Origin of the sequence: Streptomyces diastatochromogenes, from assembly GCF_002242805.1 — a bacterium.
Lineage (GTDB): Bacteria > Actinomycetota > Actinomycetes > Streptomycetales > Streptomycetaceae > Streptomyces > Streptomyces diastatochromogenes.
The window spans coordinates 180,932-204,433 of the sequence record NZ_MCGQ01000020.1; the positions used below are offsets into that span (position 1 = coordinate 180,932).

23 protein-coding genes and 1 pseudogene are annotated in these 23,502 nt (G+C 69.4%); 12 read left to right on the top strand and 12 right to left on the bottom strand.

The features are described from left to right. Nucleotides 1–9: 9 nt before the first annotated feature. Complete coding sequence (locus BEK98_RS23805; RefSeq protein WP_094218682.1) at nucleotides 10–468, bottom strand: MarR family winged helix-turn-helix transcriptional regulator; 459 nt, start codon at nucleotides 466–468, stop codon at nucleotides 10–12. 143 nt (nucleotides 469–611) lie between these two features. On the opposite strand from BEK98_RS23805, the gene BEK98_RS23810 reads away from it, so the two are divergent. After that, nucleotides 612–1,820, top strand: a complete 1,209-nt coding sequence (locus tag BEK98_RS23810) for an MFS transporter (protein WP_094218683.1) — start codon at nucleotides 612–614, stop codon at nucleotides 1,818–1,820. A 125-nt stretch (nucleotides 1,821–1,945) separates the two neighbouring features. Next, nucleotides 1,946–2,365, top strand: a complete 420-nt coding sequence (locus BEK98_RS23815; protein WP_094218684.1) for a GlcG/HbpS family heme-binding protein — start codon at nucleotides 1,946–1,948, stop codon at nucleotides 2,363–2,365. A gap of 78 nt (nucleotides 2,366–2,443) precedes the next feature. Here the strand turns inward: BEK98_RS23815 and BEK98_RS23820 are convergent, their stop codons facing one another. Beyond that, the gene (locus BEK98_RS23820) at nucleotides 2,444–3,310 is read right to left on the bottom strand and encodes a GNAT family N-acetyltransferase (protein WP_094218685.1); all 867 of its coding nucleotides are present in this window, start codon (nucleotides 3,308–3,310) and stop codon (nucleotides 2,444–2,446) included. 145 nt (nucleotides 3,311–3,455) lie between these two features. Here BEK98_RS23820 and BEK98_RS50105 point away from each other — a divergent pair. Together BEK98_RS50105 and BEK98_RS23830 are read left to right on the top strand one after the other, a co-directional pair. Further along, a pseudogene (locus tag BEK98_RS50105) lies at nucleotides 3,456–3,599 on the top strand (hydrolase); the annotation flags it as partial. Between the two features lie 319 nt (nucleotides 3,600–3,918). Next, complete coding sequence (locus BEK98_RS23830) at nucleotides 3,919–5,409, top strand: globin domain-containing protein (RefSeq protein WP_094218686.1); 1,491 nt, start codon at nucleotides 3,919–3,921, stop codon at nucleotides 5,407–5,409. A 12-nt stretch (nucleotides 5,410–5,421) separates the two neighbouring features. On the opposite strand, the gene BEK98_RS23835 is transcribed toward BEK98_RS23830, so the two are convergent. The 5 genes from BEK98_RS23835 to BEK98_RS23855 form a co-directional block, all read right to left on the bottom strand. After that, complete coding sequence (locus BEK98_RS23835) at nucleotides 5,422–5,904, bottom strand: NUDIX domain-containing protein (protein WP_094218687.1); 483 nt, start codon at nucleotides 5,902–5,904, stop codon at nucleotides 5,422–5,424. Between the two features lie 87 nt (nucleotides 5,905–5,991). After that, nucleotides 5,992–6,897: a LysR family transcriptional regulator gene (locus tag BEK98_RS23840; protein ID WP_094218688.1), complete on the bottom strand. Its 906-nt coding sequence runs from the start codon at nucleotides 6,895–6,897 to the stop codon at nucleotides 5,992–5,994. 217 nt (nucleotides 6,898–7,114) lie between these two features. Further along, complete coding sequence (locus tag BEK98_RS23845) at nucleotides 7,115–8,263, bottom strand: cystathionine gamma-lyase (protein WP_094218689.1); 1,149 nt, start codon at nucleotides 8,261–8,263, stop codon at nucleotides 7,115–7,117. After that, nucleotides 8,260–8,751: a low molecular weight protein-tyrosine-phosphatase gene (locus tag BEK98_RS23850; RefSeq protein WP_094218690.1), complete on the bottom strand. Its 492-nt coding sequence runs from the start codon at nucleotides 8,749–8,751 to the stop codon at nucleotides 8,260–8,262. Before BEK98_RS23850 ends, BEK98_RS23845 begins: the two co-directional genes overlap by 4 nt. 7 nt (nucleotides 8,752–8,758) lie before the next feature. Then, the gene (locus BEK98_RS23855; protein ID WP_094218691.1) at nucleotides 8,759–9,136 is read right to left on the bottom strand and encodes a phage holin family protein; all 378 of its coding nucleotides are present in this window, start codon (nucleotides 9,134–9,136) and stop codon (nucleotides 8,759–8,761) included. Nucleotides 9,137–9,196: 60 nt separating this feature from the next. Here BEK98_RS23855 and BEK98_RS23860 point away from each other — a divergent pair, with 60 nt between their 5' ends. The 4 genes from BEK98_RS23860 to BEK98_RS23875 all read left to right on the top strand — a co-directional run bounded on the left by BEK98_RS23860 (nucleotide 9,197) and on the right by BEK98_RS23875 (nucleotide 11,546). Continuing rightward, entirely contained in the window at nucleotides 9,197–9,514 is a 318-nt protein-coding gene (locus tag BEK98_RS23860) for a cupin domain-containing protein (protein ID WP_094218692.1), read from the top strand. Nucleotides 9,515–9,680: 166 nt separating this feature from the next. Beyond that, a complete protein-coding gene (locus BEK98_RS23865) occupies nucleotides 9,681–9,893 on the top strand; it encodes a DUF5326 family protein (protein ID WP_094218693.1) in 213 nt (70 codons plus the stop codon). Nucleotides 9,894–10,094: 201 nt separating this feature from the next. Then, nucleotides 10,095–11,009 carry an IclR family transcriptional regulator gene (locus BEK98_RS23870; protein WP_244201948.1) on the top strand — a complete coding sequence of 305 codons (915 nt, stop codon included), beginning with the start codon at nucleotides 10,095–10,097 and terminating at the stop codon, nucleotides 11,007–11,009. A 99-nt stretch (nucleotides 11,010–11,108) separates the two neighbouring features. Beyond that, on the top strand, nucleotides 11,109–11,546 hold the full coding sequence (locus tag BEK98_RS23875) for an SsgA family sporulation/cell division regulator (RefSeq protein ID WP_094218695.1): 438 nt from the start codon (nucleotides 11,109–11,111) through the stop codon (nucleotides 11,544–11,546). A 97-nt stretch (nucleotides 11,547–11,643) separates the two neighbouring features. Here the strand turns inward: BEK98_RS23875 and BEK98_RS23880 are convergent, their stop codons facing one another. Continuing rightward, on the bottom strand, nucleotides 11,644–13,065 hold the full coding sequence (locus BEK98_RS23880; protein ID WP_094218895.1) for a YibE/F family protein: 1,422 nt from the start codon (nucleotides 13,063–13,065) through the stop codon (nucleotides 11,644–11,646). A 246-nt stretch (nucleotides 13,066–13,311) separates the two neighbouring features. On the opposite strand from BEK98_RS23880, the gene thiC reads away from it, so the two are divergent. Continuing rightward, the gene (gene thiC, locus BEK98_RS23885) at nucleotides 13,312–15,096 is read left to right on the top strand and encodes a phosphomethylpyrimidine synthase ThiC (RefSeq protein WP_094218696.1); all 1,785 of its coding nucleotides are present in this window, start codon (nucleotides 13,312–13,314) and stop codon (nucleotides 15,094–15,096) included. Between the two features lie 89 nt (nucleotides 15,097–15,185). Here thiC and BEK98_RS23890 read toward each other — a convergent pair whose 3' ends face one another. The 3 genes from BEK98_RS23890 to BEK98_RS23900 all read right to left on the bottom strand — a co-directional run bounded on the left by BEK98_RS23890 (nucleotide 15,186) and on the right by BEK98_RS23900 (nucleotide 18,777). Further along, nucleotides 15,186–16,049, bottom strand: coding sequence for a hypothetical protein (locus tag BEK98_RS23890; protein ID WP_094218697.1), 864 nt, complete (start codon nucleotides 16,047–16,049; stop codon nucleotides 15,186–15,188). 182 nt (nucleotides 16,050–16,231) lie between these two features. After that, nucleotides 16,232–17,308, bottom strand: coding sequence for a metallophosphoesterase (locus BEK98_RS23895; protein ID WP_094218698.1), 1,077 nt, complete (start codon nucleotides 17,306–17,308; stop codon nucleotides 16,232–16,234). Nucleotides 17,309–17,664: 356 nt separating this feature from the next. Next, complete coding sequence (locus BEK98_RS23900; RefSeq protein ID WP_094218699.1) at nucleotides 17,665–18,777, bottom strand: LacI family DNA-binding transcriptional regulator; 1,113 nt, start codon at nucleotides 18,775–18,777, stop codon at nucleotides 17,665–17,667. A 429-nt stretch (nucleotides 18,778–19,206) separates the two neighbouring features. Between BEK98_RS23900 and hisC the strand changes: the two genes are divergently transcribed. Further along, nucleotides 19,207–20,286, top strand: coding sequence for a histidinol-phosphate transaminase (gene hisC / locus BEK98_RS23905; RefSeq protein ID WP_094218700.1), 1,080 nt, complete (start codon nucleotides 19,207–19,209; stop codon nucleotides 20,284–20,286). A gap of 56 nt (nucleotides 20,287–20,342) precedes the next feature. On the opposite strand, the gene BEK98_RS23910 is transcribed toward hisC, so the two are convergent. Next, nucleotides 20,343–20,735 (bottom strand): cyclophilin-like fold protein, encoded by a 393-nt coding sequence (locus tag BEK98_RS23910; RefSeq protein WP_094218701.1) that lies wholly within the window; start codon nucleotides 20,733–20,735, stop codon nucleotides 20,343–20,345. A gap of 206 nt (nucleotides 20,736–20,941) precedes the next feature. On the opposite strand from BEK98_RS23910, the gene BEK98_RS23915 reads away from it, so the two are divergent. Continuing rightward, nucleotides 20,942–22,450, top strand: coding sequence for a cytochrome ubiquinol oxidase subunit I (locus BEK98_RS23915; RefSeq protein ID WP_094218702.1), 1,509 nt, complete (start codon nucleotides 20,942–20,944; stop codon nucleotides 22,448–22,450). Between the two features lie 15 nt (nucleotides 22,451–22,465). Further along, on the top strand, nucleotides 22,466–23,476 hold the full coding sequence (cydB, locus tag BEK98_RS23920; RefSeq protein WP_094218703.1) for a cytochrome d ubiquinol oxidase subunit II: 1,011 nt from the start codon (nucleotides 22,466–22,468) through the stop codon (nucleotides 23,474–23,476). Nucleotides 23,477–23,502: the final 26 nt, after the last annotated feature.

Sequence of the window (23,502 nt, forward strand, 5' to 3'; positions counted from 1 at the left end):
GGCCGCACCCTATGCGGGCACGTTCAGGGACTCCACGACGCGTACCAGCGGGGCCAGCTCGGGGTTCCTGGCCGCCTCGTCCAGGGCCTCGCGCAGGGCGCCGTCATTGGTGGGCCGCGCCTCTTCGAGTAGCCGCAGGCCCGCCTCGGTGACGTTGGTGTAGATGCCGCGACGGTCGGTGGGGCACAGGTAGCGCTCCAGCAGACCACGGTCCTCCAGGCGGGTCACCAGCCGCGTGGTGGCGCTCTGGCTGAGCACGACCGCGTCGGCGACCTGCTTCATCTGCAGATGACCGCCCTGGCCCTCGTGCTGCCGGCTGAGCACATCGAGCAGGGAGTACTCCCGCACGCTGAGGTCGTGCTTGGTCTGCAGGGCGCGCTCGATGTGTGCCTCGATCCTCCCGTGCAGGAGAGCGAGGGCGGACCAGCCCTGGGCGAGGGCGGTGAGCGCGGGGTCCGTCGCTGTCATTGGCGTTTTCCTCCGTCCCGGAGCGGCTGAATCAAGAGTAGAGCACTCCCGCAATAGTCAGCGCTTGCACTTAGCCCGCGTCTGCAACTATTGTGGACGCACGCTAAGCGCTCCTGCAATCGTCTGGGAAGGTGTACCCCCACATGCCTCTCGCGCTTCTGGCCCTCGCGATCGGGGCCTTCGGAATCGGAACGACCGAGTTCGTGATCATGGGTCTGCTGCCCGAGGTCGCCGGTGACTTCGGGGTCTCCATCCCTACCGCGGGCCTGCTCGTGACCGGATACGCCCTCGGCGTGGTGATCGGTGCCCCGCTGATGACCGTGCTCGGCACCAAGATCTCGCGCAAGCGGATGCTGATGCTGCTGATGGGCCTGTTCATCGCCGGAAACCTGCTCTCCGCCGTGGCCCCCACCTTCGCGATCATGCTGACCGGGCGGGTGATCGCCTCCCTCGCCCACGGTGCCTTCTTCGGCATCGGCTCGGTCGTCGCGGCCGAGCTGGTGGCTCCCGACAAGAAGGCCGGCGCCATCGCGATGATGTTCACGGGCCTGACCGTCGCCAATGTCGTCGGTGTCCCGCTGGGCACGCTCATCGGGCAGAACGTCGGCTGGCGCGTCACCTTCGGCATGGTCGCCGCCCTCGGTGTCGTCGGCCTGGCCGGCATCGCCAGGCTGGTGCCCGAGGTGCCGAGGCCCGAAGGGGTGCACCTGCGCCATGAACTGGCCGCCTTCAAGAACGCCCAGGTCCTGCTCGCCATGGCGATGACCGTGCTCGGCTTCGGTGGTGTCTTCGCGGCCATCACCTACATCGCGCCGATGATGACCCACATCGCCGGCTTCGCCGACGGGTCCGTCACCTGGCTGCTGGTCCTGTTCGGGCTCGGCATGGTCGGCGGCAACCTCATCGGCGGCAAGTTCGCCGACCGCGCGCTGATGCCGATGCTGTACGTCTCCCTGGGCGCCCTGGCCGTCGTCCTCGCGCTGTTCACACTCACCGCGCATAACAAGATCGCGGCCGCTGTGACCATCGCCCTGATCGGCGCTCTCGGCTTCGCGACCGTCCCGCCGCTGCAGAAGCGCGTCCTCGACCAGGCCCACGGCGCCCCGACGCTCGCCTCGGCCGTGAACATCGGCGCCTTCAACCTGGGCAACGCCCTCTCCGCCTGGCTCGGCGGCATCGTGATCGCGGCCGGCTTCGGCTACACGGCCCCCAACTGGGTCGGCGCCGCCCTCGCCGCGTCCGCCCTGGTCCTCGCCGTCCTCTCGGCCGCCCTGGAGCGCCGCGACAGCGGCCGGAGCGCCGTGGTGGCCTCCGGAAGCCCCGCTGGGCAGCGGACCGCCGTCCACCACTGAGCCCGCCCCGACCGCAGGGCATCTCCACCCGTACTTGAACGTCACGCGGACCGGGGGCGTAGGCCGCCCCCGGTCCGCGCGACACCCCTCACCTCACGCACGTACCGCACCAAGGAGAACGCTCCATGAGCACCACCGCCGTCGCCCCGCTCACCATCGAGGACGCCGAACTGCTCGTCGCCTCGGCCCGTCGCGCGGCCGAGGAGGCCGGAGTCACCGTCAGCGTCACCGTCCTGGACGCCGGTGGCCACCTGCTCGCCTTCCGTCGGGACGACCGTGCCGTGCTGATCTCCGGCGAGACCAGCACCCGTAAGGCCTACACCGCGCTCCAGCTGAACGCGGCCACCGCCGAGCTCGTCGACGCCGTCCAGCCCGGCGGCCTCTTCCACACGCTGCCCACGGCCCTCGACCGGCCCCTGCTCTTCATCGCGGGCGGTGTTCCCGTCCACCGGGACGGCCGACTGATCGGCGCGATCGGCGTCGGCGGCGGTGCCCCGGACCAGGACCACGGCTTCGCCACCGCGGCTGTCCAGGCGCTCGTCTGACCGCACGCTCCGAGACATGACAACGCCGGCCCCCTGCCGCCTTGGTGCGGTGAGGGCCGGCGTGTGCCGTGCGACCGGTCAGCCGGCGGCCACCGTCAGCGGTGCGAACCGGCGCGTCCAGTCCCCCGGCAGGTCCGTGATGCCGTAGGTCATGACGGCGTTGAAAGCCACGGACGCCAACCCCCGTGCCTTGGCCCAGGCCAGCAGCTCCTCGTGGCGTACGTCGATGTCGGTGCGCAGCGGACGGTCTGTACGGGCCGCGAGCGAGGCGATGAGGGCCTTGGCCGTCTCGGTGTCCCGGGCGATCAGCGGGCCGACGACATGCGTGTCCATGTTGGGCCACGCGGCCGTGTAGCCGATGATCCGGCCGCAGTCCTCGGCCACGCGCAGCTGGTCGGCGAAGGCGGGCAGACGGGTGATGAGGGGAGTGCGGTCGACGCCGAACACCTCCTCGTCGAGACGGAGGATCGAAGGCAGGTCCTCCGCGGTGGCAGCACGGGTCGCCACCGCGTATTCCGGCCCGCCGGGGATGAAGTTCCCCACCACCATCTCCGCCCGGCCCGTGACCTTGAAGCCCAGTTCCTCGTAGAGCGGGCGCCCGTAGGGCGTGGCATGCAAGGTCAGAGGTGTGGTGCCCATGGCCGCTACGACATGCCGCATCAGGCGGCGTCCGACGCCACGGCGGGCGTGGCGCTCGGCCACCAGGACCATGCCGATGGCGCTGAGCTCCGACCGCTCCCAAGACCCGTACTCCGTGACGACGCAGGCGGCGATGAGCCCTCCGTCGGGGTCGTCGATGCCGTAGCCCTTGCCGGCTGTGAGGAGGAAGCCCCACTTGTGTTCCTCGCGTGGCCACCCCCGATCTTCGGACAAGTCGGCGCAGGCAGTGAGATCGCGGAGCGTCAGCCGGCGGACGGGCAGGGCAGCGAGGGAAGGAGTCGGCACGCAGGTCAGGCTGTCCGACCGGCACCCCTGACGTCCACCCGTTTCAATGCATACGCAGGTGCTTTTGGCCATGTCGTGGCCACTCGCACAGACCGTCGACAGGCGAGCGTGTTTCACGTGAAACAGAGACGGAGGGTGGCCCGCTTCGTCGTCGGACAGGGAACTGTTTGCTGTTGTACCGGTTTCCGTCGCGGTCAAGGCGGACGGGCATCTGGCCGGACTCGCCACATACTCCTACACCGGCCGTGATCTGTGGGATGCCTATGAATTGGTGACACACGTCCGGTAGTTGAGAGACGTCATGGTTCGCCCCTTGCCCGCTTCATGGGGAAGCAAGGGGGGACTTGTGTGCATGGCGACGGCCGGTAGGGTCGACTCCGGTTCACGTCCGGGATGGAGTGCACGCATCCCGTGCGGGCCGAGAGCAGGGCAGGCAGCCTAACGGGACGAAGAGATCGAAAACCGCGTTTCCGGGTATACGGCCGCAGCATCCGGTCAGGATGGGATGCTGCGGCAGTGCTACGGCTGGCCGCCCGCCGGGGGAAAGCATGCACCTTCCGAGGAGGAGGTGCGCAGACCGACCGAGAGATGTTCGAGGCGAGGGCACCATGGACGCTCCGACCACCACGTCGGGGGAGAACGGCATAGCGGGCGGAGGCGGCTGGTTCACGCCGCGCAAGGCGCCTCCGACCCCGCCGCCGGACGGTGATCAGGAGACGGCCGAGGGACGCAGGCCGGCCGTGGTGCGCCCGGTGGGTCGGCCGAACCGGGAGGGCGCCGCCCGCCCCGGGTCCGACGCTCCCGTGGCCCACCACGCTTCTGCCGCCCCCACCGAGCAGCCCGCGGAGCCGCCGGCACCAGCCCCGCCCAGCCCTCCGAGCCCCCAGCCGGCAGTGGCCTACGAGCCTTCACACCCGGTCGTCGCGGCAACCGAGCCGCAGCGCGTGCCCGTCCAGCGGTCCGCGCCGCCCGTCGTCGAGGAGGCGTCCCCGGACGCCCTCGTCATCCGGGGCACGATGGCCGAGATCGCCCCGGTCGCCGACAAGGTCACCTCCTACTTCTACGCACTCCTCTTCGTCCGCCACCCCGAACTGCGCCCGATGTTCCCGCCGGCGATGGACGCCCAGCGGGACCGGCTGCTGAAAGCATTGCTCACCGCGGCCGAGCACATCGACAACAAGCCGGTACTCGTCGACTACCTGCAGAACCTGGGCCGCGGACACCGGAAGTACGGCACGCGCGCCGAGCACTATCCGGCCGTGGGCGAATGCCTCATCGGCGCCCTCAGCAAGTACGCCTCCGCCATCTGGAACCCGGAGACCGAGGCGGCCTGGGTGCGGGCCTACACCACGATCTCCCAGGTGATGATCGACGCCGCGGCGGCGGACGAACTGCGCGCCCCGGCCTGGTGGCACGCCGAGGTCGTCACGCACGACCTCAGGACCCCCGATGTGGCGGTCGTCACCGTCCGCCCGGACCAGCCCTACCCCTTCCTCGCCGGGCAGTACACCAGCGTGGAGACGCCCTGGTGGCCACGGGTCTGGCGGCACTACTCCTTCGCCTCGGCGCCCCGCTCGGACGGCCTGCTGACGTTCCATGTGAAGGCCGTCCCGGCCGGTTGGGTCTCCAACGCACTGGTGCACCGCGCCCGGCCCGGAGACGTCATACGCCTCGGCCCGCCGGCCGGCTCGATGACCGTCGACCACACCACCGACAACGGGCTGCTCTGCCTGGGCGGCGGCACCGGCATAGCGCCCATCAAGGCCCTCGTCGAGGACGTGGCCGAGCACGGCCGACGCCGTCAGGTCGAGGTGTTCTACGGCGCCCGTACCGACCACGACCTGTACGACATCGACACCATGCTCAGGCTCCAGCAGAGCCACCCGTGGCTCTCCGTACGGGCGATCATCGACCAGCTGGCCCATCTCCAGCTTCCCGACGCCATACGGGAGTACGGCCCCTGGAACGAGTACGACGCCTACATCTCGGGCCCGCCCGGAATGATCCGCAGCGGGGTCCACGCCCTGCGGGACATCGGCATTCCCTCGGACCGCATACGGCACGACTCGGTCGAGGAACTGGTCGTCGTCGGGAACTGACCGGCCGACCGATTACCCGAGGTCGGGGGCGTGCATGGCGCGGACGCCCTCGATGTTGCCGTCCAGATAGTGCCGCAGCGACAGCGGCACGAGGTGGACGGAGGCGATGCCGACCCGGGTGAACGGGATACGGACGATCTCGTACTCGCCCGCCGGCTCCTCCACTTCGGGGCCGTGGCGCAGCGACGGGTCCATGGACTCCAGGCGGCAGACGAAGAAGTGCTGCACCTTCACTCCGGTCGCGCCGCCGTCCTCGCCGATGTGCTCCACGGTGTCCACGAAGCAGGGCACGACGTCGGTGATCTTGGCGCCGAGTTCCTCGTACACCTCACGGTGCAGAGCGTCGACGACGGTCGGGTCCGCGGCCTCGACCCCGCCACCGGGAGTGACCCAGTAGGGATCGACACCGGGCTTGGTGCGCTTGATCAGGATCAGGTCGTCACCGTCCAGGAGAACGGCACGGGCGGTGCGCTTGACCACGGGTCGGACGGTCATGGGAGAAATGTGGCCCGGCTGGTTCCACGTGAAACATCGCATGGCGCCACCACCCGAGCGCACCGCGTAAAACCCCGGAGTGGAGGCTCAGGACCAGCTCGCGGCCGCCCGCAGGAGCCACTCGTGCGCCCGCGCGACATGCGGCATGGCGAGCGTTCCGGTGCGCACCGCGAGGAAGTACGTCCGCAGCGGCGGCACCGCGGGGTCGTGCAGCGTCATGATCTCCCCGCGCTCCAGGCCGGGAGTGCACAGATAGCGGGGAAGCACCGCAAGTCCGGCGCCCGCTGTCGCACAGGCGAGCACCGCGCGCAGGTCGGGGACGATGACCGTGCCGGAGGCGGCCGGGCGTGAATCGAAGACGGAGGCCCAGTAGCGCGAGACGAAGGGCAGCGACTCGTGGACCTCGACGACCGGCAGGTTCTCCAGGGCGGGGGCTCCCTTGAGGCGCAGCGCGCCAGGGCCGATCCGCTCGGCCCAGCGCGGGGCGGCCACCAGCATGTGCTCCTCGTCGCAGAGTGCGGTGGCGGTCAGGAGGGCGCCACGCGGCCGGACCGTGCTGATGGCCAGGTCGTGGTGTCCGGCGGCCAGCCCCTCCAGTGCTTCCTCCGCGGTGCCGAAGGAGGCGCGCAGCGCGAAGCCCTGGCCGTCGTCGCCGGTCAGCTCCGTCAGGGCGGGAAGCGCGCGTTCGGCGGTGAACTCGGGCGGGCCGGCCAGATGCAGCGTCCGTAACGAAGACTCGTCGTCCAGGCCGCTCTCCGCTATCTCCACCAGGGCGTCGAGGTGCGGAGCGGCCTTGTGGGCGAGTTCGTCGCCGATGGTCGTGGGCGTCACCCCGCGGGCCTGCCGCAGGAACAGGGGGCGGCCCAACTGTCGCTCCAGGGTGCGGATCTGGGAGGTGACGGCCGGCTGGGAGAGCCCCAGCAGAGCGGCGGCGCGGGTGAAGGAACCGGCCCGGTGCACGGTGACGAACGTGCGCAGCAAGGCCAGATCCATGGCACGCCCTTCCCTCTCCCTGCCCTCCTCCGGCCCCCGAGGCAGGCACCAACTATAAATAAGTCGATAGGTCTCTGTCGCTACCGTGATTGGACACTGACAGAGAGTCAACTAGCCTTGTTCGCGCGGTTCTTCGCGCGCGGAACCGAAGGCGGTCCGAGCCACGAGGGGGGAGGCTCGGACCGCCGCAGAGCGGGTCAGGGGGCCCGTGATCCGGTCACTCGGCGGACTCGTCAAGGGCCCGCAGCACATCCGCCACCAGGTCCTCGGGGTCCTCGGCGCCGACAGACATCCGGATGAATCCCTCCGGGACCGGATCTCCGCCCCAGCGGCGGCGGCGTTCGGCCGTGGAGCGCACACCGCCGAAGCTCGTCGCGTCCTCGACCAGGTGCAGCGCCTCCAGGAAACGCTCGGCACGCGCGCGCGTGGGCAGCGTGAAGGAGACCACGCAGCCGTAGCGGCGCATCTGCTGGGCGGCGACCTTGTGCGCGGGGTCGTCAGGGAGCCCGGGATAGCGCAGCCCGGAGACCTCGGGCCGCTGCCGCAGGGCCTCGGCGACCGCGAGGGCCGTCGCGTTCTGCCGGTCGACGCGCAGTTGCAGCGTGGCGACGGAGCGGTGCGCGAGCCAGGCCTCCATGGGCCCGGAGATGGCGCCGACGATCTTGCGCCAGCGGCGTACGGCGGCCATCGCCTCGGCGTCGCGACCGGTGACGTAGCCCAGCAGGACGTCACCGTGCCCGGTCAGCTGCTTGGTGCCGCTGGCCACGGAGAAGTCGGCGCCCAGCTCCAGCGGGCGCTGCCCGAGCGGGGTGGCGAGGGTGTTGTCGACGGCGACCAGGGCGCCCCGCGCATGTGCCGCCTCGGCCAGCCGCCGGATGTCGCACACGTCGAGCCCCGGGTTCGACGGCGACTCGATCCACAGCAGCCGCGCGCCGTCGAGGACCTCCAGCTGGGCGTCGCCGCCGGTGGGCGCGGTGCGCACCTCGATGCCGTAGGCCTCCAGTTGGGCGCGGACCAGCGGCAGCACCTGGTAGCCGTCGGAGGGCAGGACGACCGCGTCTCCGGCGCGCAGCTGGGAGAACAGCACCGAGGAGATCGCGGCCATGCCGGAGGCGAACACCAGCGTCTCGACGTCGTCCTGCCCCGGCGCCTCCAGCTCGCCGATGGCACGCTCCAGCAGCGTCCAGGTGGGGTTGTCGTCACGGCCGTAGGAGTACGGGCCGGTCACCTCGCCCGGCAGGTGGAAGTGCGCGGCGAACACCGGTCCGGGCAGGGTCGGCTCGTTCTTGACGGGTTCGGGGAGTCCGGCCCGTACCGCGCGCGTGCCGTCGCCGATGCGGTCCGCGCCCTTGCCGGTGTCGCTCATGCGGCCTGTCCCTCCAGTTGTTCCCGTACCGCGGCGAGCAGACCGGTGGTCGCCGCCTCCACCATCTCAAGGCACTCCTCGAAGCCGTCCCGGCCGCCGTAGTACGGGTCCGGCACGTCGAGGTCGTCGCCGGCCGCGGGGTCGTACGCGCGCAGCAGGCGCACCTTGCGGGCGTCCTCCTCGGTGGGCGCGAGGCGGCGCAGGGCCTTGAGATGACCGGTGTCGAGGGCGATCACCAGGTCGCGGCGGGCGAACCAGGAGGGCTGGAACTGCCGTGCGACGTGCTCGGTGCCGTAGCCGTGCTCGTCTAGGACCGAGACGGTGCGCGGGTCGGTGGCATCCCCCTCGTGCCAGCCGCCGGTGCCGGCGCTGTCGGTCTCCACCAGGTCTGCGAGACCGGCCTCTTCGACGCGCGCGCGGAAGACGGACTCGGCCATCGGGGAGCGGCAGATGTTGCCGGTGCACACGAAACAGACGCGGTAGGTCATGGCGGGCTCAGTCCTCGTCGGGCAGGACGAGGTTCAGCGCCCACGAGACGACGGAGATGATCAGACCGCCGAGTACGGCCGTCCAGAACCCGTCCACATGGAAGCTCAGGTCGAGCTTGCCGCACACCCAGGAGGTCAGCAGCAGCATCAGCGCGTTGACGATCAGGGTGATCAGTCCGAGGGTGAGGATGAACAGCGGGAAGGTGAGCACCTTCACGATCGGCTTGACCAGGAAGTTCACCAGGCCGAAGATCAGCGCGACCACGATCAGCGTGCCGGCCTTCTTGGCCGTGCTGTCACCTGTGAGGGTGATCTTGTCGAGCAGCCACACGGCGACCGCCAGTGCGCCCGCGTTGGCGATCGTCTTGACTACGAAATTCTTCATGTGTCTGATCGTGGCAGACCAGATCGACGGCGAGCAGTGGGGCGAGGGCGGCAAACGGCGATGAAGGCATTCCGGCTGGACGAACTGGAGGCGGAGCGCGCCGCCAACGAAGGGGCCTACCTGCAGTTTCTGCGGGAGCGGCATATGTCGGTCGGCCTGTACGCCCTCAACGCGGGCGAGCACGATCCACAGCGGCCGCACAACCAGGACGAGGTGTACTTCGTCGTCAGCGGTCGCGCGTCGATCACGGTCGGTGAGGAGACCACCCAGGTGGCGCGGGGCAGCGTGGTGTACGTGCCGGCCGGTGTCGCCCACAAGTTCCACCACATCAGCGAGGATCTGCGGGTTCTCGTCGTCTTCTCTCCCCCTGAGGCCTGAGCCCGGCCCTCGGGGTTCCCTAGGGGAAGGCTCAGGGGAGGACAAGGGGTGCGAGGCCCCTGCGGGACCCTCTGGCGGCCCTAGCATCGAGTGCAGACATCGAGAACTGCGTCCACGACAGCGCGCACTACGCCGTGAACGCACCGGAACGCAAAGGACGAGGGCAATGCGAGAGATCTTCGCGGGGCTGCCGTGGTGGGTGAAGTGGGTCGCGGTGCCGGTCATCGCCCTGGTCGTCTTCGGCAGCCTGATAGCGACCGTGGTCGGCTTCGTGATCGGCCTGCTCTTCAAGGCGCTGGTCTTCGTCGCGCTGGTCGGCGGACTGATCTACATCGTGCGCAAGTTCATGTCGAACTCCTCGTCGCGCAGCGACTGGTGAGGGACGCGGGAGCCGGTGAGCGGTAACGCGAATCGCCGGTTCCCTCGGGGGAGGGAAGTTTCCCCGGCAGGCCGTCTGCACGCGGTGGCGGGCGGTTAGAGTCCGGAACCCCACGCGGGGCCGGCCCCGCTGGCGGCGTACACCCCCACCCGTGCCTCCACCGCACGGGCTGCCCCCACCCTCGCGCTACGGGAGTGACCCTTGGCCACGGCTGACACCGCACCGGCAGAACCCCACGCACCCCCCGCCCAGCCGCACTCCTGCACACCCCCGCTGCAGCGGCCACCCGCCGCGACCGTACCGGGACAGCCACGCGCCGCGTCCCTCCCCGGACCCTCGCACTCCGCGGACGTTCCGGGTCAACCGTCCGCCGCGACCCTCATCGGATCCGTGCAGCGCGCGATGCGCCTGCTGGAGACCGTCGCGGCACACGAGTACGGCGCCCCCGCCAAGCAACTCGCCCGCGAGACCGGCCTCGCCCTGCCCACGACCTACCACCTGCTGCGCACCCTTGTGCACGAGGGCTATCTGCGCCGTGAGAAAGGGCTGTTCTTCCTGGGCGACGCAGCCGAGCGGCTGAGCAGCAGCGGAGCGCAGCAGAAACGTCGCAGCACCGTGGCCGACACCCTGGCACACTGGCGCGATTCCATCGGTGCTCCGGTCTACTACGCGATGTACCGGAATGGCGAGATCGAGGTCGTGTGCGTCTCCGACTCGCGGGAGACTCCCGCGGTCGAGGAGTGGGCCGACTTCCGCGAGACGGGGCACGCGCACGCGATCGGGAAGTGTCTGCTCTCCCAGCTGGACGAGGACGCCCGCCGGGACCACCTGACCCGCTATCCGGTGCAGTCCATCACCCCGTACACCGTGCGCGACAACCACGCCCTGCTGCGCCGGCTGGACCGGATGCCGCGGATGGAGCCGGTGGTGGAGCGTCAGGAGTACGCGCTCGGGACGGTCTGCGCGGCGATTCCGATCACGGTCGGCACCACGGCGGCCACGATGGCCATCTCGCTCCCCGCCCACCAGGCCGACCGGCTGCTGCCCGCCGCCCAACGGCTGCAGACCGAGATGGGGCGTCATCTGGGGGCGCTGATGCTCTCTATCAGTATCTGAAAACTCACTCCTTGTGATCTGTCGTGTACGTTCAGCAAGATTTGACCCACGGTCGAGGGATCAATCCCGGCCAGTCCATGTCATTTGACGGGGTAGGCGATGCGCGAATCCGTACAGGCAGAGGTCATGATGAGCTTTCTCGTGTCGGAGGAACTCTCCTTCCGTATTCCGGTGGAGCTGCGTTATGAGACCTGTGATCCCTATGCCGTGCGGCTGACCTTCCATTTGCCCGGAGATGCCCCGGTGACCTGGGCCTTCGGCCGCGAGCTGCTGATCGACGGGGTCGGGCGGCCGTGCGGCGAGGGGGACGTGCACATCGCCCCCGTCGACTCCGAGGTGCTGGGCGAGGTGCTGATCCGGCTTCAGGTCGGCGGCGACCAGGCCATGTTCCGCTCCTCGGCGCCGCCGCTCGTGGCCTTCCTGGACCGCACGGACAAGCTCGTGCCGCTCGGTCAGGAGGGCGCGCTGGCCGACTTCGACGCCCACCTCGACGAGGCCCTGGACCGCATCCTGGCCGAGGAGCAGAGCGCCGGCTGAGGTGGTGCGGCGACGGGGCGCCAGGCGCTCCGCCCTGCCGCGTGTGACTGTGCAGGAACGCTTCTTCAGCGGACTTCCGGTCCCCGTTGGCCCCCGCTCACCGCTTCCGGCGTCGGCCCCTGCCGCCGCGCGCCGGAGCGGGCTGTGCCCCGGCGGGGGTCGCCGCGTCCGGTCCCGGCCGGTCGGCCGACACCACCAGGGCGGCGAGCGCGGTGGTGACCGGGACGGAGGCGACCAGGCCGATGGAGCCCACCAGCGTGCGTACGACCTCCTCGGCCACCAGTTCGCTGTTGGCCACTGTGCCCACGCTGCTCTGTGCGATCGAGAACAGCAGCAGCAGCGGCAGCGCGGCGCCGGCGTAGGCGAGGACGAGGGTGTTGACCACCGAGGCGATGTGGTCGCGGCCGATGCGGATGCCCGCCCGGTACAGCCCGCGCCAGCCCATCGCCGGATTGGCCTCGTGCAGCTCCCAGACCGCCGAGGTCTGCGTCACCGTCACATCGTCCAGGACACCCAGCGAACCGATGATGACGCCGGCCAGAAGCAGACCGCTCATGTCGATCGACGGATACAGGCCGTGGATCAGACCGGTGTTGTCGTCCGTGTTGCCGGTGAGCGCGGCCCAGTCGATGAACTCCGAGCCGAGGACGCCGATCAGCAGGAGGGAGGCCAGCGTGCCGAGAACCGCCACCGACGTACGGGCCGACAGTCCATGGCACATGTAGAGCGCGATGAGCATGATCGCGCTCGCCCCGACGACGGCCACCAGCAGCGGATTCGAGCCCTGCAGGATCGCGGGCAGGATGAAGAGCGTCAGCACCATGAAGCTCACCGCCAGCGCGACCAGCGCCATCACACCGCGCATCCGTCCCACCACCACGACGGCGAGCGCGAAGATCCCCGCGAGCAGCGCCATCGGGAACTTGCGGTTCACATCGGTGACGGAGTACTGCAGGTCCTTCGGCGCCGAGGGCTCGTAGGCGACCACGACCTTCTCGCCCTGGTGCAACTGCCGTGACTGGTCGGGCTGCACGATCTCGGTGAACGTACGGCCCGGGTCGTTGCCGGTGTCGACCCGGACCGTCGCCTTCTTGCAGGTACCTTTCGCCTCCTGCTGCGCGGAGTTGCCCTCGGCGGTGGAGGTGTCTCCGGTCGGGGTCTCCCCCGAGGCGTTCACCGACTTGCAGCTCACCTCGACCACCTTGGTGACCGTGGCCTGCTGTGTCTGGCGGTCGAAGCCGACGCCCGTGCGCTCGTGCGGTGGGGCTCCCCCGGGCCAGAGCACCACCAGGCCGACCACGACGGCGGCCGCGAACGGGATCAGGATCGCCGCGATGACCTTGCGCAGATGCTTCGAGACCGGCGCGGCGGGTCCGTGGCTGTGGCTGTGACCGTGCGAGTGGCCGTGGCCCGGGCCGTGCTGGTGCCCGTGTCGGTCGCCGTCATGGCCGTGTCCGTCGCCCTGTCCGGAACCGCCTCCGCGCGGCGGTTCGGAAGGCGGGTACGGGGACTGCTCCATGGTGGTCACCGCCAGATCATCGCAAGAACGCCAGGGGCCCTCTGGTCACCGCGCCCGAATTGACGCTAGCGTGGAGGCACCTTTGCACACGCGGGAGCTCGGAGCACCGGGCTGAGAGGGCGCTGACCTCCGTATTTGCGATGTTTCACGTGGAACGTGGTTTCACGGGAAACATCGGCAGACGGAAACCGCTGCGTCGACCGCCGAACCTGTTACCGGGTAATGCCGGCGTAGGGAGTAGGTCTCATGACCAACAAGGACGCACGCACGCCTGCCTCCGTCCAGGACGACAAGTCCCAGGAGGCCGGGAAGTCCATCGGCTGGCACAAGGCGTATGTCGAGGGCACCCGCCCCGACCTGCGCGTGCCGGTCCGCCAGGTGCACCTCACCAACGGGCAGTCGGTCACGCTGTACGACACATCGGGCCCGTACACCGATCCACTCGTCGACACAGATGTGCGCAGGGGCCTGCCGCCGCTGCGGGATAACTGGATCATCGCCCGCGGCGACACCGAGGAGTACGCCGGCCGTCCCGTCCGTCCCGAGGACGACGGGATCAAGCACACCTCACCGCGCGGCGGGCTGCGCAACCTGGACGCGGTCTTCCCCGGGCGCCCGCGTCAGCCGCGCCGGGGCCGTGACGGCAAGGCCGTCACACAGCTCGCGTACGCCCGCCGCGACGAGATCACGCCCGAGATGGAGTTCGTGGCCCTCCGCGAGAACGTCTCTCCCGAGGTGGTCCGCGAGGAGATCGCGGCGGGCCGCGCGGTGCTGCCGGCCAACGTCAACCACCCGGAGATCGAGCCGATGATCATCGGCAAGCGCTTCCTGGTGAAGGTCAACGCCAACATCGGCAACTCCGCGGTCACGTCCTCCATCGAGGAGGAGGTCGAGAAGATGACCTGGGCGACTCGCTGGGGCGCCGACACGGTCATGGACCTCTCCACCGGCCGCAACATCCACACCACCCGTGAGTGGGTGCTGCGCAACTCCCCCGTCCCCATCGGCACGGTGCCGCTCTACCAGGCGCTGGAGAAGGTCGACGGCAGGGCCGAGGAACTGACCTGGGAGATCTACAAGGACACGGTCATCGAGCAGGCCGAGCAGGGCGTGGACTACATGACCGTCCACGCGGGCGTACGCCTGCCGTACGTGCCGCTCACCGCCAACCGCAAGACCGGCATCGTCTCGCGCGGCGGCTCGATCATGGCCGCGTGGTGCCTCGCGCACCACAAGGAGTCGTTCCTGTACGAGAACTTCGAGGAGCTGTGCGAGATCCTCGCCGCCTACGACGTCACGTACTCGCTGGGCGACGGCCTGCGCCCCGGTTCCATCGCGGACGCCAACGACGAGGCGCAGTTCGCGGAGTTGCGCACGCTCGGGGAACTCAACCGGATCGCCAAGCGTTTCAACGTACAGACCATGATCGAGGGCCCGGGACACGTCCCGATGCACAAGATCAAGGAGAACATCGACCTTCAGCAGGAGATCTGCGATGAAGCTCCGTTCTATACGCTCGGCCCGCTGACGACGGACGTCGCTCCGGCGTACGACCACATCACCTCCGGCATCGGTGCCGCGATGATCGCCTGGTGGGGCACGGCGATGCTCTGCTACGTCACGCCCAAGGAGCACCTGGGCCTGCCCAACCGTGACGACGTCAAGACCGGCGTCATCACCTACAAGATCGCGGCGCACGCGGCCGACCTCGCCAAGGGGCACCCCGGAGCGCAGGAGTGGGACGACGCGCTGTCCGACGCCCGCTTCGAGTTCCGGTGGGAGGACCAGTTCAACCTCGCCCTGGACCCGGACACGGCACGGGAGTTCCACGACGAGACGCTGCCGGCCGAGCCCGCCAAGACGGCCCACTTCTGCTCCATGTGCGGGCCGAAGTTCTGCAGCATGAAGATCTCGCAGGACATCCGCCGCGAACACGGCGGCAGCCGGGCCGAGATCGAGGAGGGCATGGCTCAGAAGTCGAAGGAGTTCGCAGCCGCGGGCAACCGGGTGTACCTGCCGCTCGCCGACTGATCCAGCCGCGGTGACGGTCGGTCCCGGAGACGTGTGAGCGTCTCCGGGCCGGGTGCCCGGCCGCGCCCCTGGCCGGGGCGCAAGCCGGGCTATTCCGGCTGGTGTTCCGGGCCGCCGAAGTCGGGGCTCGTGTAGTCCGGGCTGGTGAAGCTGGGACGGCCGGAGGCGGAGCCGTCGTCGGGGCTGCTGAAGCCGGGCCGGTCGTAGCCCAGACGGGGCATGCGGCCGGTCGGGGCCGGCGGGGCCGTGCGGTGCAGGGCGGCCGTGCCGGGCTGGGCGAGTGCGTCCCGCAGGAACGGCAGGATGCCGCGCTCCAGCAGGGCCTCCCGCCAGGCCTCTCTGGCCCTGGCCACCTCCTCGCTCGCTGCGTCGTGGGTTCCGGCTTCCGCCGCGGCGCTGTTACGCAGGGCCGTGAGCAGCAGCCCGACCGCGGCGACGAGGATCGCGGCCGCGGCCACGGCGCCGAACACCCAGCCCGCGGTGAGCATGGTCTGGGCGAAGGCCTGGCCGGGGGCCAGCATTCTCAGGATGTAGCCGACGAGCAGGAAGATCGCCGCGGCGGTTCCGGCGAGGACGGGAGCCAGCACCGCGATCACGGCGATGGCGCCCGCACCGGTCGTCTCGGCGGCCTCGCCGATACCGGCGGCGAGCCCTATCGCGTCCGCACCCGGTTCGACGGAACCGGAATCGCGGGCGGCCACGGGGGCGGACGGCGCCGGGTGACGCAGTTCCTCGCGGGCCTTCACATAGTGCTGGTACTCGGTCGCCGCGGCGGCCGTGATGAGCGCGGTGGCATTGAGGGCCATGGTGCGCAGTTGTTCGGGGTTCAGCCGCTGTCCGACAGCGGCCAGTTCCGGTCGGTGTGGTGCGGAGCGCAGCGCCTCATCGAGGATCCGCTCGAATTCCTGGCGGTCCTCGCTCAGCAGGTGCTGCGGAACGCTGTTCATGTGCATCCCCCGATGCTCCGTAGGGCTTGGGGCTCGCACGCCGGCGAGCCGTCGGGCAGAAACGGAGGGGAGCCTGCTACGGATAAGCCGATGGTAGAGCCGTGACGGCACACGGTGACAGGGGGTTGCCGGAATTTGCGTGCCGACCTGCGTTCATGCGGTATGAGGTGCGCCTGCCCCGGGAACGCTCAGATATCCAGGGGAAGTTGCTGGACCAGCAGTTTTCCGGCCATGGTCACTCCGCCGTCCATGGCGATGGCGAGTCCCTCGGCGTAGACGTGCGGTCCCTCGACGACGGGCCCGCCGCCCTCCTCGCCGTCCTCGGAGCCGACTTCGCCGAGCAGGTACGGGATGGGGCTGTGGCCGTGAACGATGCGGGTGCCGCCGTACGTATCGAGCAGGGAGCGTACGGCGTCGGCGCCGCCCTCGTCGCGGAAGGAGAAGCGCTTGGTGAACTTCCGGAACAGGTCCCAGCATTCGTCCGCGTCGTTGCGTGTGAGGGTCTCGCGGACGGTGTCGTTGACGGCCTCGATCGAGTCGCCGTAGTCGAGGTATGCGGTGGTGTCGGAGTGCACGAGCAGGTAGCCGTCGACCGCCTCGACGGCGTCGAGGCGGGCCATCCACTGCAGGTGGTGGTCCTGGAGGCGGTCCATGTCGGTCTTCTGGCCGCCGTTGAGCAGCCAGCCCGCCTGGAAGGTGGCAGTGCCCGCGCCGGAGTTGACGGGGGTGTCGCCGAACCGCTTGGCGCCGAGCAGCAACAGCTCGTGGTTGCCCATGAGGGCCTTGCAGTAGCCGCCGGCCGCGGCCGCCTCGGCGGACAGCCGCATCACCAGGTCGATGACGCCGATGCCGTCCGGGCCGCGGTCGGTGAAGTCGCCGAGGAACCACAGCCGGGCGGTGCCCGCGCACCACTGGCCGGAGGCGTCGATCAGCCCCTTCTCCTGCAGGGCGGCCACCAGTTCGTCCAGGTAGCCGTGGACGTCGCCGACGACGTACAGCGGACCGGGGCCGGCCGTGGGCTGTTCGGCGGGAGCGGCGGGGACCGGTTCGACGGGGACCTGGAGCGTGTCGCCGCGGTTGATGACGGGCAGGTCGCGCTGGGTGGGCGTGTAGCCCTCGGGGTACGCCTCGTCCACGGGCGGGAGGCTGTCACCGGGGTGGGTCTGGACGTACGGACCGGTCTCGTGGACGTAAGCGGGTACCCGGAAGTCGCGCAACGTCGCCGTCCGCTCCACCTCGGGTCCCTGACCGGCCCCCTGAGTCATCAGACCCCTCCACCATCGCGCCGCAGCTGCACCGCTTCGGACTGCCTGGTCGCAGCGGCCAGCGGTGTCGTGGGCCCATCATAGGAATGCGCGTCGCGCCGTGTGATGACCCAGGGGTGGTGAATCGGAGCAAGACTCCAGTTCACCGCGGCTTTCGCCCCGTTTGGGCAGGGGTTCGACCGCTGCCCATCAGGCGTCGGCCGCACGGCTGGACGGTCGACCGGCCCGTTTGGCGGCCTGCGGAGCCGCGTGCAGCGAGACGGCGGAGCCCTGGCGGCCCGGATTCGGACCCCGGCCCTCAGGCCGCAGCGGGTGATCCGACCCGTCCGCCAGGCATGCCGCCCGCGATACCCCCGCTATCCCTCTTCCGGGGTCCGCGGCGGGCTGACGGTCGTGCGCGGGGGACGCCGCTGGGACGAGGTGCGCACGATCAGCTCGGTCGGTATCACCTGCTCGACGGGCTGGTCCGACTCGACGCCCTCGATGGCGTCGATGAGGAGCTGGACCACCGCGGTGCCGATCCGCCGCGGTTTCAGGGAGAGCGTGGTGACGGGCGGCTCGGTGTTGGCGTACACCGTGGACTCGCTGCAGCACACGAGCAGCAGGTCGTCCGGGACGCGCAGGCCGTAGCGGCGGGCGGCGGCGAGCAGGTCGGTGCCGTTGGGGTCGAAGAGACCGTAGACGGCGTCCGGGCGGTCGGGACGGGCGAGCAGCCGGTCGGCGGCGACGGCGCCCGCGCACGGGTCGTGCGCCGGGTAGGCCTCGTAGACCGGGTCCTGGCCGACGCGCTCGCACCAGCGCAGGTAGGCCGTGGTCGACAGATGGGTGTAGGTGTCCGTTGACGTCCCCGTGAGCAGGCCGATCCGGCGGGCGCCCGCGTCGGCGAGGTGGTCGAGGATGCCGAGGACGGCGGCCTCGTGGTCGTTGTCGACCCAGGCGGTGACCGGGAGCGAGCCGGCCGGGCGGCCGTCGGAGACGACCGGCAGCCCCTGTCGGACGAGTTCGCTGACCACCGGGTCCTGGTCGGAGGGGTCGATGACGACCGTGCCGTCCAGGGCCACGTTGGACCACACGTCGTGGCGGGAGGTCGCGGGCAGGATGACCAGGGCGTAGCCGCGGGCGAGCGCGGCCGAGGTGGCGGCCCGGGCCATTTCGGCGAAGTAGGCGAACTCTGTGAAGGTGAAAGGTTCATCCCCGTACGTCGTCACGGTCAGGCCGATCAGTCCCGACTTGCCGGTACGGAGAGTGCGGGCGGCGGCCGAGGGGCGGTACCCCAGCCGGTCGGCGACCTCCCGGACATGGCGTCGGGTGGCATCCGGGAGCCGGCCCTTGCCGTTGAGGGCATCGGAGACGGTAGTGATGGAGACTCCGGCGGCGGCGGCCACGTCTCTGATGCCCGCCCGGCCCGGCCGACTGCCTCGACGTGAGGTTTCCGCGCGGCTCACCTGGTGCTTCCCTGCTGCTGTCATGGCGAGCCGATAGTAGGGCTCATGCGGTGGGGTAGTGCGGACGCATATGCACGCGTTGACAGGCACGTTTCTGCATGGTCATTGCATCCCAACTGCCTTAGAAAGCAAGGAAGTTGAGCGCTCTCATGGTAAGACGTGACTTGTCGACGCGCATGGGCCTGCCAAGTGCTCGATGTCTCGAAGAGGTCTCAACTCACCTTCACGGGTGATGCGCGCTACGGCGCGAGCCACCGGCGCATAGATATATGTGAGGCGCGCCCCCCGATACGTACGCCTTCGTCTGGTGATGCCCCTGATGCCTGTGGGATCGGTGAGGTTTGCCTCTTGCTGTCCCGCACCTGTTCGCAGGGGCGCCGAATCCTCATAAGGTGTGGAGTATTGGAAGCCGGCGGCGTCGACGGTCCGCCGGTGGTCACGAGGAGGACTGCGGTGAGCGAGACGAGCCCCAAGCTGCGCGCCGAGCTGGAGGGTATCCCCACCTACAAGCCGGGCAAGCCTGCCGCGGCCGGCGGGCCGGTCGCCTACAAGCTGTCCTCCAACGAGAACCCGTATCCGCCGCTGCCCGGTGTGATGGAGAGCGTGACCGCGGCCGCCTCCAACTTCAACCGCTACCCGGACATGGCCTGTACCGGGCTGATGAACGAGCTGTCGGAGCGCTTCGGTGTCCCGCTCTCCCACCTGGCCACCGGCACCGGCTCGGTGGGTGTCGCCCAGCAGCTGATCCAGGCCACCAGTGGTCCCGGCGACGAGGTGATCTACGCCTGGCGGTCCTTCGAGGCGTACCCGATCATCACGCAGATCAGCGGCGCCCGGTCGGTACCGGTGCCGCTCACGCCCGGCGATGTGCATGACCTGGACGCGATGGCGGAGGCGATCACCGACCGGACCCGTCTGATCTTCGTCTGCAACCCCAACAACCCGACCGGCACGGTGGTGCGGCGGGCCGAGCTGGAGCGGTTCCTCGACCGGGTGCCCAGTGATGTGCTGGTGGTGCTGGACGAGGCCTACCGGGAGTTCATCCGCGACCCCGAGGTGCCCGACGGTGTCGAGCTGTACCGGAAGCGCCCCAACGTCTGCGTCCTGCGTACGTTCTCCAAGGCCTACGGCCTCGCCGGGCTGCGCGTCGGTTTTGCGATCGCGCACGAACCGGTGGCGGCGGCGCTGCGCAAGACGGCGGTGCCCTTCGGTGTCAGCCAGCTCGCCCAGGAGGCGGCGATCGCCTCGCTGCGGGCCGAGGACGAGTTGCTGGGCCGGGTCGGCTCGCTGGTGTGTGAGCGCACGCGCGTGGTCGACGGGCTGCGCGCCCAGGGCTGGACGGTGCCGGAGACCCAGGCCAACTTCGTGTGGCTGCGGCTGGGGGAGCGCACGGTCGCGTTCGCGGCGGCCTGCGAGGAGCACGGTGTGGTGGTCCGGCCGTTCCCGGGCGAGGGTGTGCGGGTGACGGTCGGGGAGACCGAGGCGAACGACATCTTCCTGAAGGTGGCGGAAGCGTTCCACAAGGAGATCTGAGCGGGCTCCGTCGGGAGCACCGAAGCGGTTCCGGGTGGGCCTCGCGTGCGCGGGGCCTACTCGTCGTTCCGTACCTCCTCGTTGATCAGTTCCACGCGTACGGGGTCGCCGTCCCGCACGGTCGCCAGGACCGCGGCGTCCCCGTCCAGGCGACCCAGGACATTGCACGGACTCGCGAGCCGGCACTCGTCGCCTCGCGAGATGGGCGTGGGCCCATAGGGGAGGGCGAGGGCGTCGCCGTCCGTCCAGAAGGCCACCGTGCCCGGCTCCACGACCTGCCGGGCGTCCGTTTCACGTGAAACAGAGACACCTGTGTCGAAATAGACCTCCTTGCCCCAGGTGTGGGCGGTGGAGGCGAGCGGCAGGGCCTTGCCCAGGGCCTGGGTGGTCGGTGTGTCGTCGAGGGTCGCGGTGGTGTTGCCCGCGGGCCAGGAAATACGTATCTGCATGGCGCGCAATTCAACAAGATGTTGAAGTCGCTGCCAAGACCTTGACGCGGCGGCAGAGGGGGGACCCCCCTTCCTTCGCCGAAAATCAGTGCGTCATAATGGCTTGTGAATGTGAACGCGTTCACAAGCTTGTCCGGTTGCTCCCGTGATGTGCGTGACAAATGGGGCAAGCTGCCGCTATCGCGGCGGAGTAAGGAGCTGACGACGTGGAATTGGCTTTGGCGCCGGAGACACTGGCGCGCTGGCAGTTCGGCATCACCACCGTCTACCACTTCCTGTTCGTCCCGCTGACGATCTCCCTGGCCGCCCTCACCGCGGGGCTTCAGACGGCCTGGGTGCGCACGGAGAAGGAGAAGTACCTCAGGGCGACGAAGTTCTGGGGCAAGCTCTTCCTGATCAACATCGCGATGGGCGTGGTCACCGGCATCGTCCAGGAGTTCCAGTTCGGCATGAACTGGTCCGACTACTCGCGCTTCGTCGGTGACATCTTCGGCGCCCCGCTCGCCTTCGAGGCTCTGATCGCGTTCTTCTTCGAGTCCACCTTCATCGGGCTGTGGATCTTCGGCTGGGACAAGCTGCCGAAGAAGATCCACCTGGCCTGCATCTGGATGGTCTCGATCGGCACGATCCTGTCGGCGTACTTCATCCTGGCGGCCAACTCCTGGATGCAGCACCCCGTCGGCTACCGGATCAACAAGGCGAAGGGCCGGGCGGAGCTCACCGACTTCTGGCATGTCCTGACCCAGAACACCGCGCTCAGCCAGGCCTTCCACACCCTCTCCGCGGCCTTCCTGACCGGCGGCGCCTTCATGGTCGGCATCTCGGCCTACCACCTGTCCCGCAAGAAGCACATCCGCGAGATGAAGACCTCGCTGCGGCTCGGCCTGATCACCGTGGTCATCGCCGGCATGCTCACCGCGGTCAGCGGTGACGTGCTCGGCAAGGTCATGTTCAAGCAGCAGCCGATGAAGATGGCCGCCGCCGAGGCGCTGTGGGACGGCCAGAAGCCGGCACCGTTCTCGATCTTCGCCTACGGCGACGTCGAGAAGGGCCACAACACCGTCGCGATAGAGATCCCGGGCCTGCTGTCCTTCCTCGCCAACGACGACTTCACCTCGTACGTCCCCGGCATCAACGACGTCAACAAGGCCGAGCAGCAGAAGTTCGGGCCTGGTGACTACCGGCCCAACATCCCGGTGGCCTTCTGGGGCTTCCGCTGGATGATCGGCTTCGGCATGGCCTCCTTCGCCATCGGCCTCGCCGGACTGTGGCTGACCCGGAAGAAGTTCATGCTGCCGCAGCACCTGAGGGTCGGCGACGACGAGGTGCCGCACCTGGTGCTGTTCAGGAACCAGGCGCTCGGCCCGCAGCTGACCATCTGGTACTGGCGCATCGCGATCTGGACCCTGGCCTTCCCGCTGATCGCCAACTCCTGGGGCTGGATCTTCACCGAGATGGGCCGTCAGCCGTGGGTCGTCTACGGCGTCCTGCAGACCCGGGACGCGGTCTCCCCCGGTGTCTCCCAGGGCGAGGTCCTCACCTCGATGATCGTCTTCACCACGCTGTACGCGATCCTCGCCGTCGTCGAGGTCAAGCTGCTCGCGAAGTACGTCAAGGCCGGCCCGCCCGAACTGACCGAGGCCGACCTCAACCCGCCCACGAAGATCGGCGGCGACACCCGTGACGCCGACAAGCCGATGGCCTTCTCGTACTAGGCCGAGGGGACAGTCATGGAACTTCACGATGTCTGGTTCGTCCTCATCGCCGTCCTGTGGACCGGCTACTTCTTCCTGGAGGGCTTCGACTTCGGGGTCGGCATCCTCACCAAGCTGCTCGCCCGGAACCGGCCCGAGCGCCGGGTGCTGATCAACACCATCGGGCCCGTCTGGGACGGCAACGAGGTGTGGCTGCTCACGGCGGGCGGTGCGACCTTCGCCGCCTTCCCGGACTGGTACGCCACCCTCTTCTCCGGCTTCTATCTGCCGCTGCTGGTCATCCTGGTCTGCCTGATCGTCCGGGGTGTGGCCTTCGAGTACCGGGCGAAGCGGCCCGAGGAGAACTGGCAGCGCAACTGGGAGCATGCGATCTTCTGGACCTCGCTCATCCCGGCGTTCTTGTGGGGCGTGGCCTTCGGGAACATCGTGCGGGGCGTGAAGATCGACCAGCACTTCGAGTACGTCGGCACCCTCGGGGACCTGTTCAACCCCTACGCCCTGCTCGGCGGTCTGGTGACGCTGACGCTCTTCACCTTCCACGGGGCGGTCTTCACGGCGCTGAAGACCGTCGGGGACATCCGGCTGCGGGCACGGAAGCTGGCGCTGTGGGTCGGTCTCGTCACGGCCGTCCTGGCGCTCGTCTTCCTGCTGTGGACGCAGGCCGACAACGGTGACGGCAAGAGCCTGGTGGCCCTGATCGTGGCGGTCGCCGCCCTGGTGGCCGCTCTGGTGGCCAATCAGGCGGGGCGCGAGGGATGGTCGTTCGCACTGTCCGGCGTGACCATCGTGGCGTCCGTGGCGATGCTCTTCCTGTCGCTCTTCCCGAACGTCATGCCGTCCACGCTCAACGGGGACTGGAGCCTGACGGTCACCAACGCCTCGTCGAGCCCGTACACCCTGAAGATCATGACGTGGTGCGCGGCCATCGCCACGCCGATCGTTCTGCTCTACCAGAGCTGGACCTACTGGGTGTTCCGCAAGCGGATCGGCACGCAGCACATCGCTCCTGACGCTGCCGCACACTGAGTCCACCGAGGGTGTGTTTCACGTGA

Bases quoted from the DNA above. Each gene is read 5' to 3' on its own strand.
- BEK98_RS23830 (WP_094218686.1), top strand. From the start codon at position 3,919: ATGGACGCTCCGACCACCACGTCGGGGGAGAACGGCATAGCGGGCGGA.
- thiC (WP_094218696.1), top strand. From the start codon at position 13,312: ATGACCAACAAGGACGCACGCACGCCTGCCTCCGTCCAGGACGACAAG.
- BEK98_RS23910 (WP_094218701.1), bottom strand. From the start codon at position 20,735: ATGCAGATACGTATTTCCTGGCCCGCGGGCAACACCACCGCGACCCTC.
- BEK98_RS23880 (WP_094218895.1), bottom strand. From the start codon at position 13,065: ATGGAGCAGTCCCCGTACCCGCCTTCCGAACCGCCGCGCGGAGGCGGT.
- BEK98_RS23900 (WP_094218699.1), bottom strand. From the start codon at position 18,777: ATGACAGCAGCAGGGAAGCACCAGGTGAGCCGCGCGGAAACCTCACGT.
- BEK98_RS23895 (WP_094218698.1), bottom strand. From the start codon at position 17,308: ATGACTCAGGGGGCCGGTCAGGGACCCGAGGTGGAGCGGACGGCGACG.
- BEK98_RS23875 (WP_094218695.1), top strand. From the start codon at position 11,109: ATGCGCGAATCCGTACAGGCAGAGGTCATGATGAGCTTTCTCGTGTCG.
- BEK98_RS23805 (WP_094218682.1), bottom strand. From the start codon at position 468: ATGACAGCGACGGACCCCGCGCTCACCGCCCTCGCCCAGGGCTGGTCC.
- BEK98_RS23865 (WP_094218693.1), top strand. From the start codon at position 9,681: ATGCGAGAGATCTTCGCGGGGCTGCCGTGGTGGGTGAAGTGGGTCGCG.
- BEK98_RS23850 (WP_094218690.1), bottom strand. From the start codon at position 8,751: ATGACCTACCGCGTCTGTTTCGTGTGCACCGGCAACATCTGCCGCTCC.
- BEK98_RS23860 (WP_094218692.1), top strand. From the start codon at position 9,197: ATGAAGGCATTCCGGCTGGACGAACTGGAGGCGGAGCGCGCCGCCAAC.
- cydB (WP_094218703.1), top strand. From the start codon at position 22,466: ATGGAACTTCACGATGTCTGGTTCGTCCTCATCGCCGTCCTGTGGACC.
- BEK98_RS23845 (WP_094218689.1), bottom strand. From the start codon at position 8,263: ATGAGCGACACCGGCAAGGGCGCGGACCGCATCGGCGACGGCACGCGC.
- BEK98_RS23840 (WP_094218688.1), bottom strand. From the start codon at position 6,897: ATGGATCTGGCCTTGCTGCGCACGTTCGTCACCGTGCACCGGGCCGGT.
- BEK98_RS23835 (WP_094218687.1), bottom strand. From the start codon at position 5,904: ATGACCGTCCGACCCGTGGTCAAGCGCACCGCCCGTGCCGTTCTCCTG.
- BEK98_RS23815 (WP_094218684.1), top strand. From the start codon at position 1,946: ATGAGCACCACCGCCGTCGCCCCGCTCACCATCGAGGACGCCGAACTG.
- BEK98_RS23855 (WP_094218691.1), bottom strand. From the start codon at position 9,136: ATGAAGAATTTCGTAGTCAAGACGATCGCCAACGCGGGCGCACTGGCG.
- BEK98_RS23890 (WP_094218697.1), bottom strand. From the start codon at position 16,049: ATGCACATGAACAGCGTTCCGCAGCACCTGCTGAGCGAGGACCGCCAG.
- BEK98_RS23810 (WP_094218683.1), top strand. From the start codon at position 612: ATGCCTCTCGCGCTTCTGGCCCTCGCGATCGGGGCCTTCGGAATCGGA.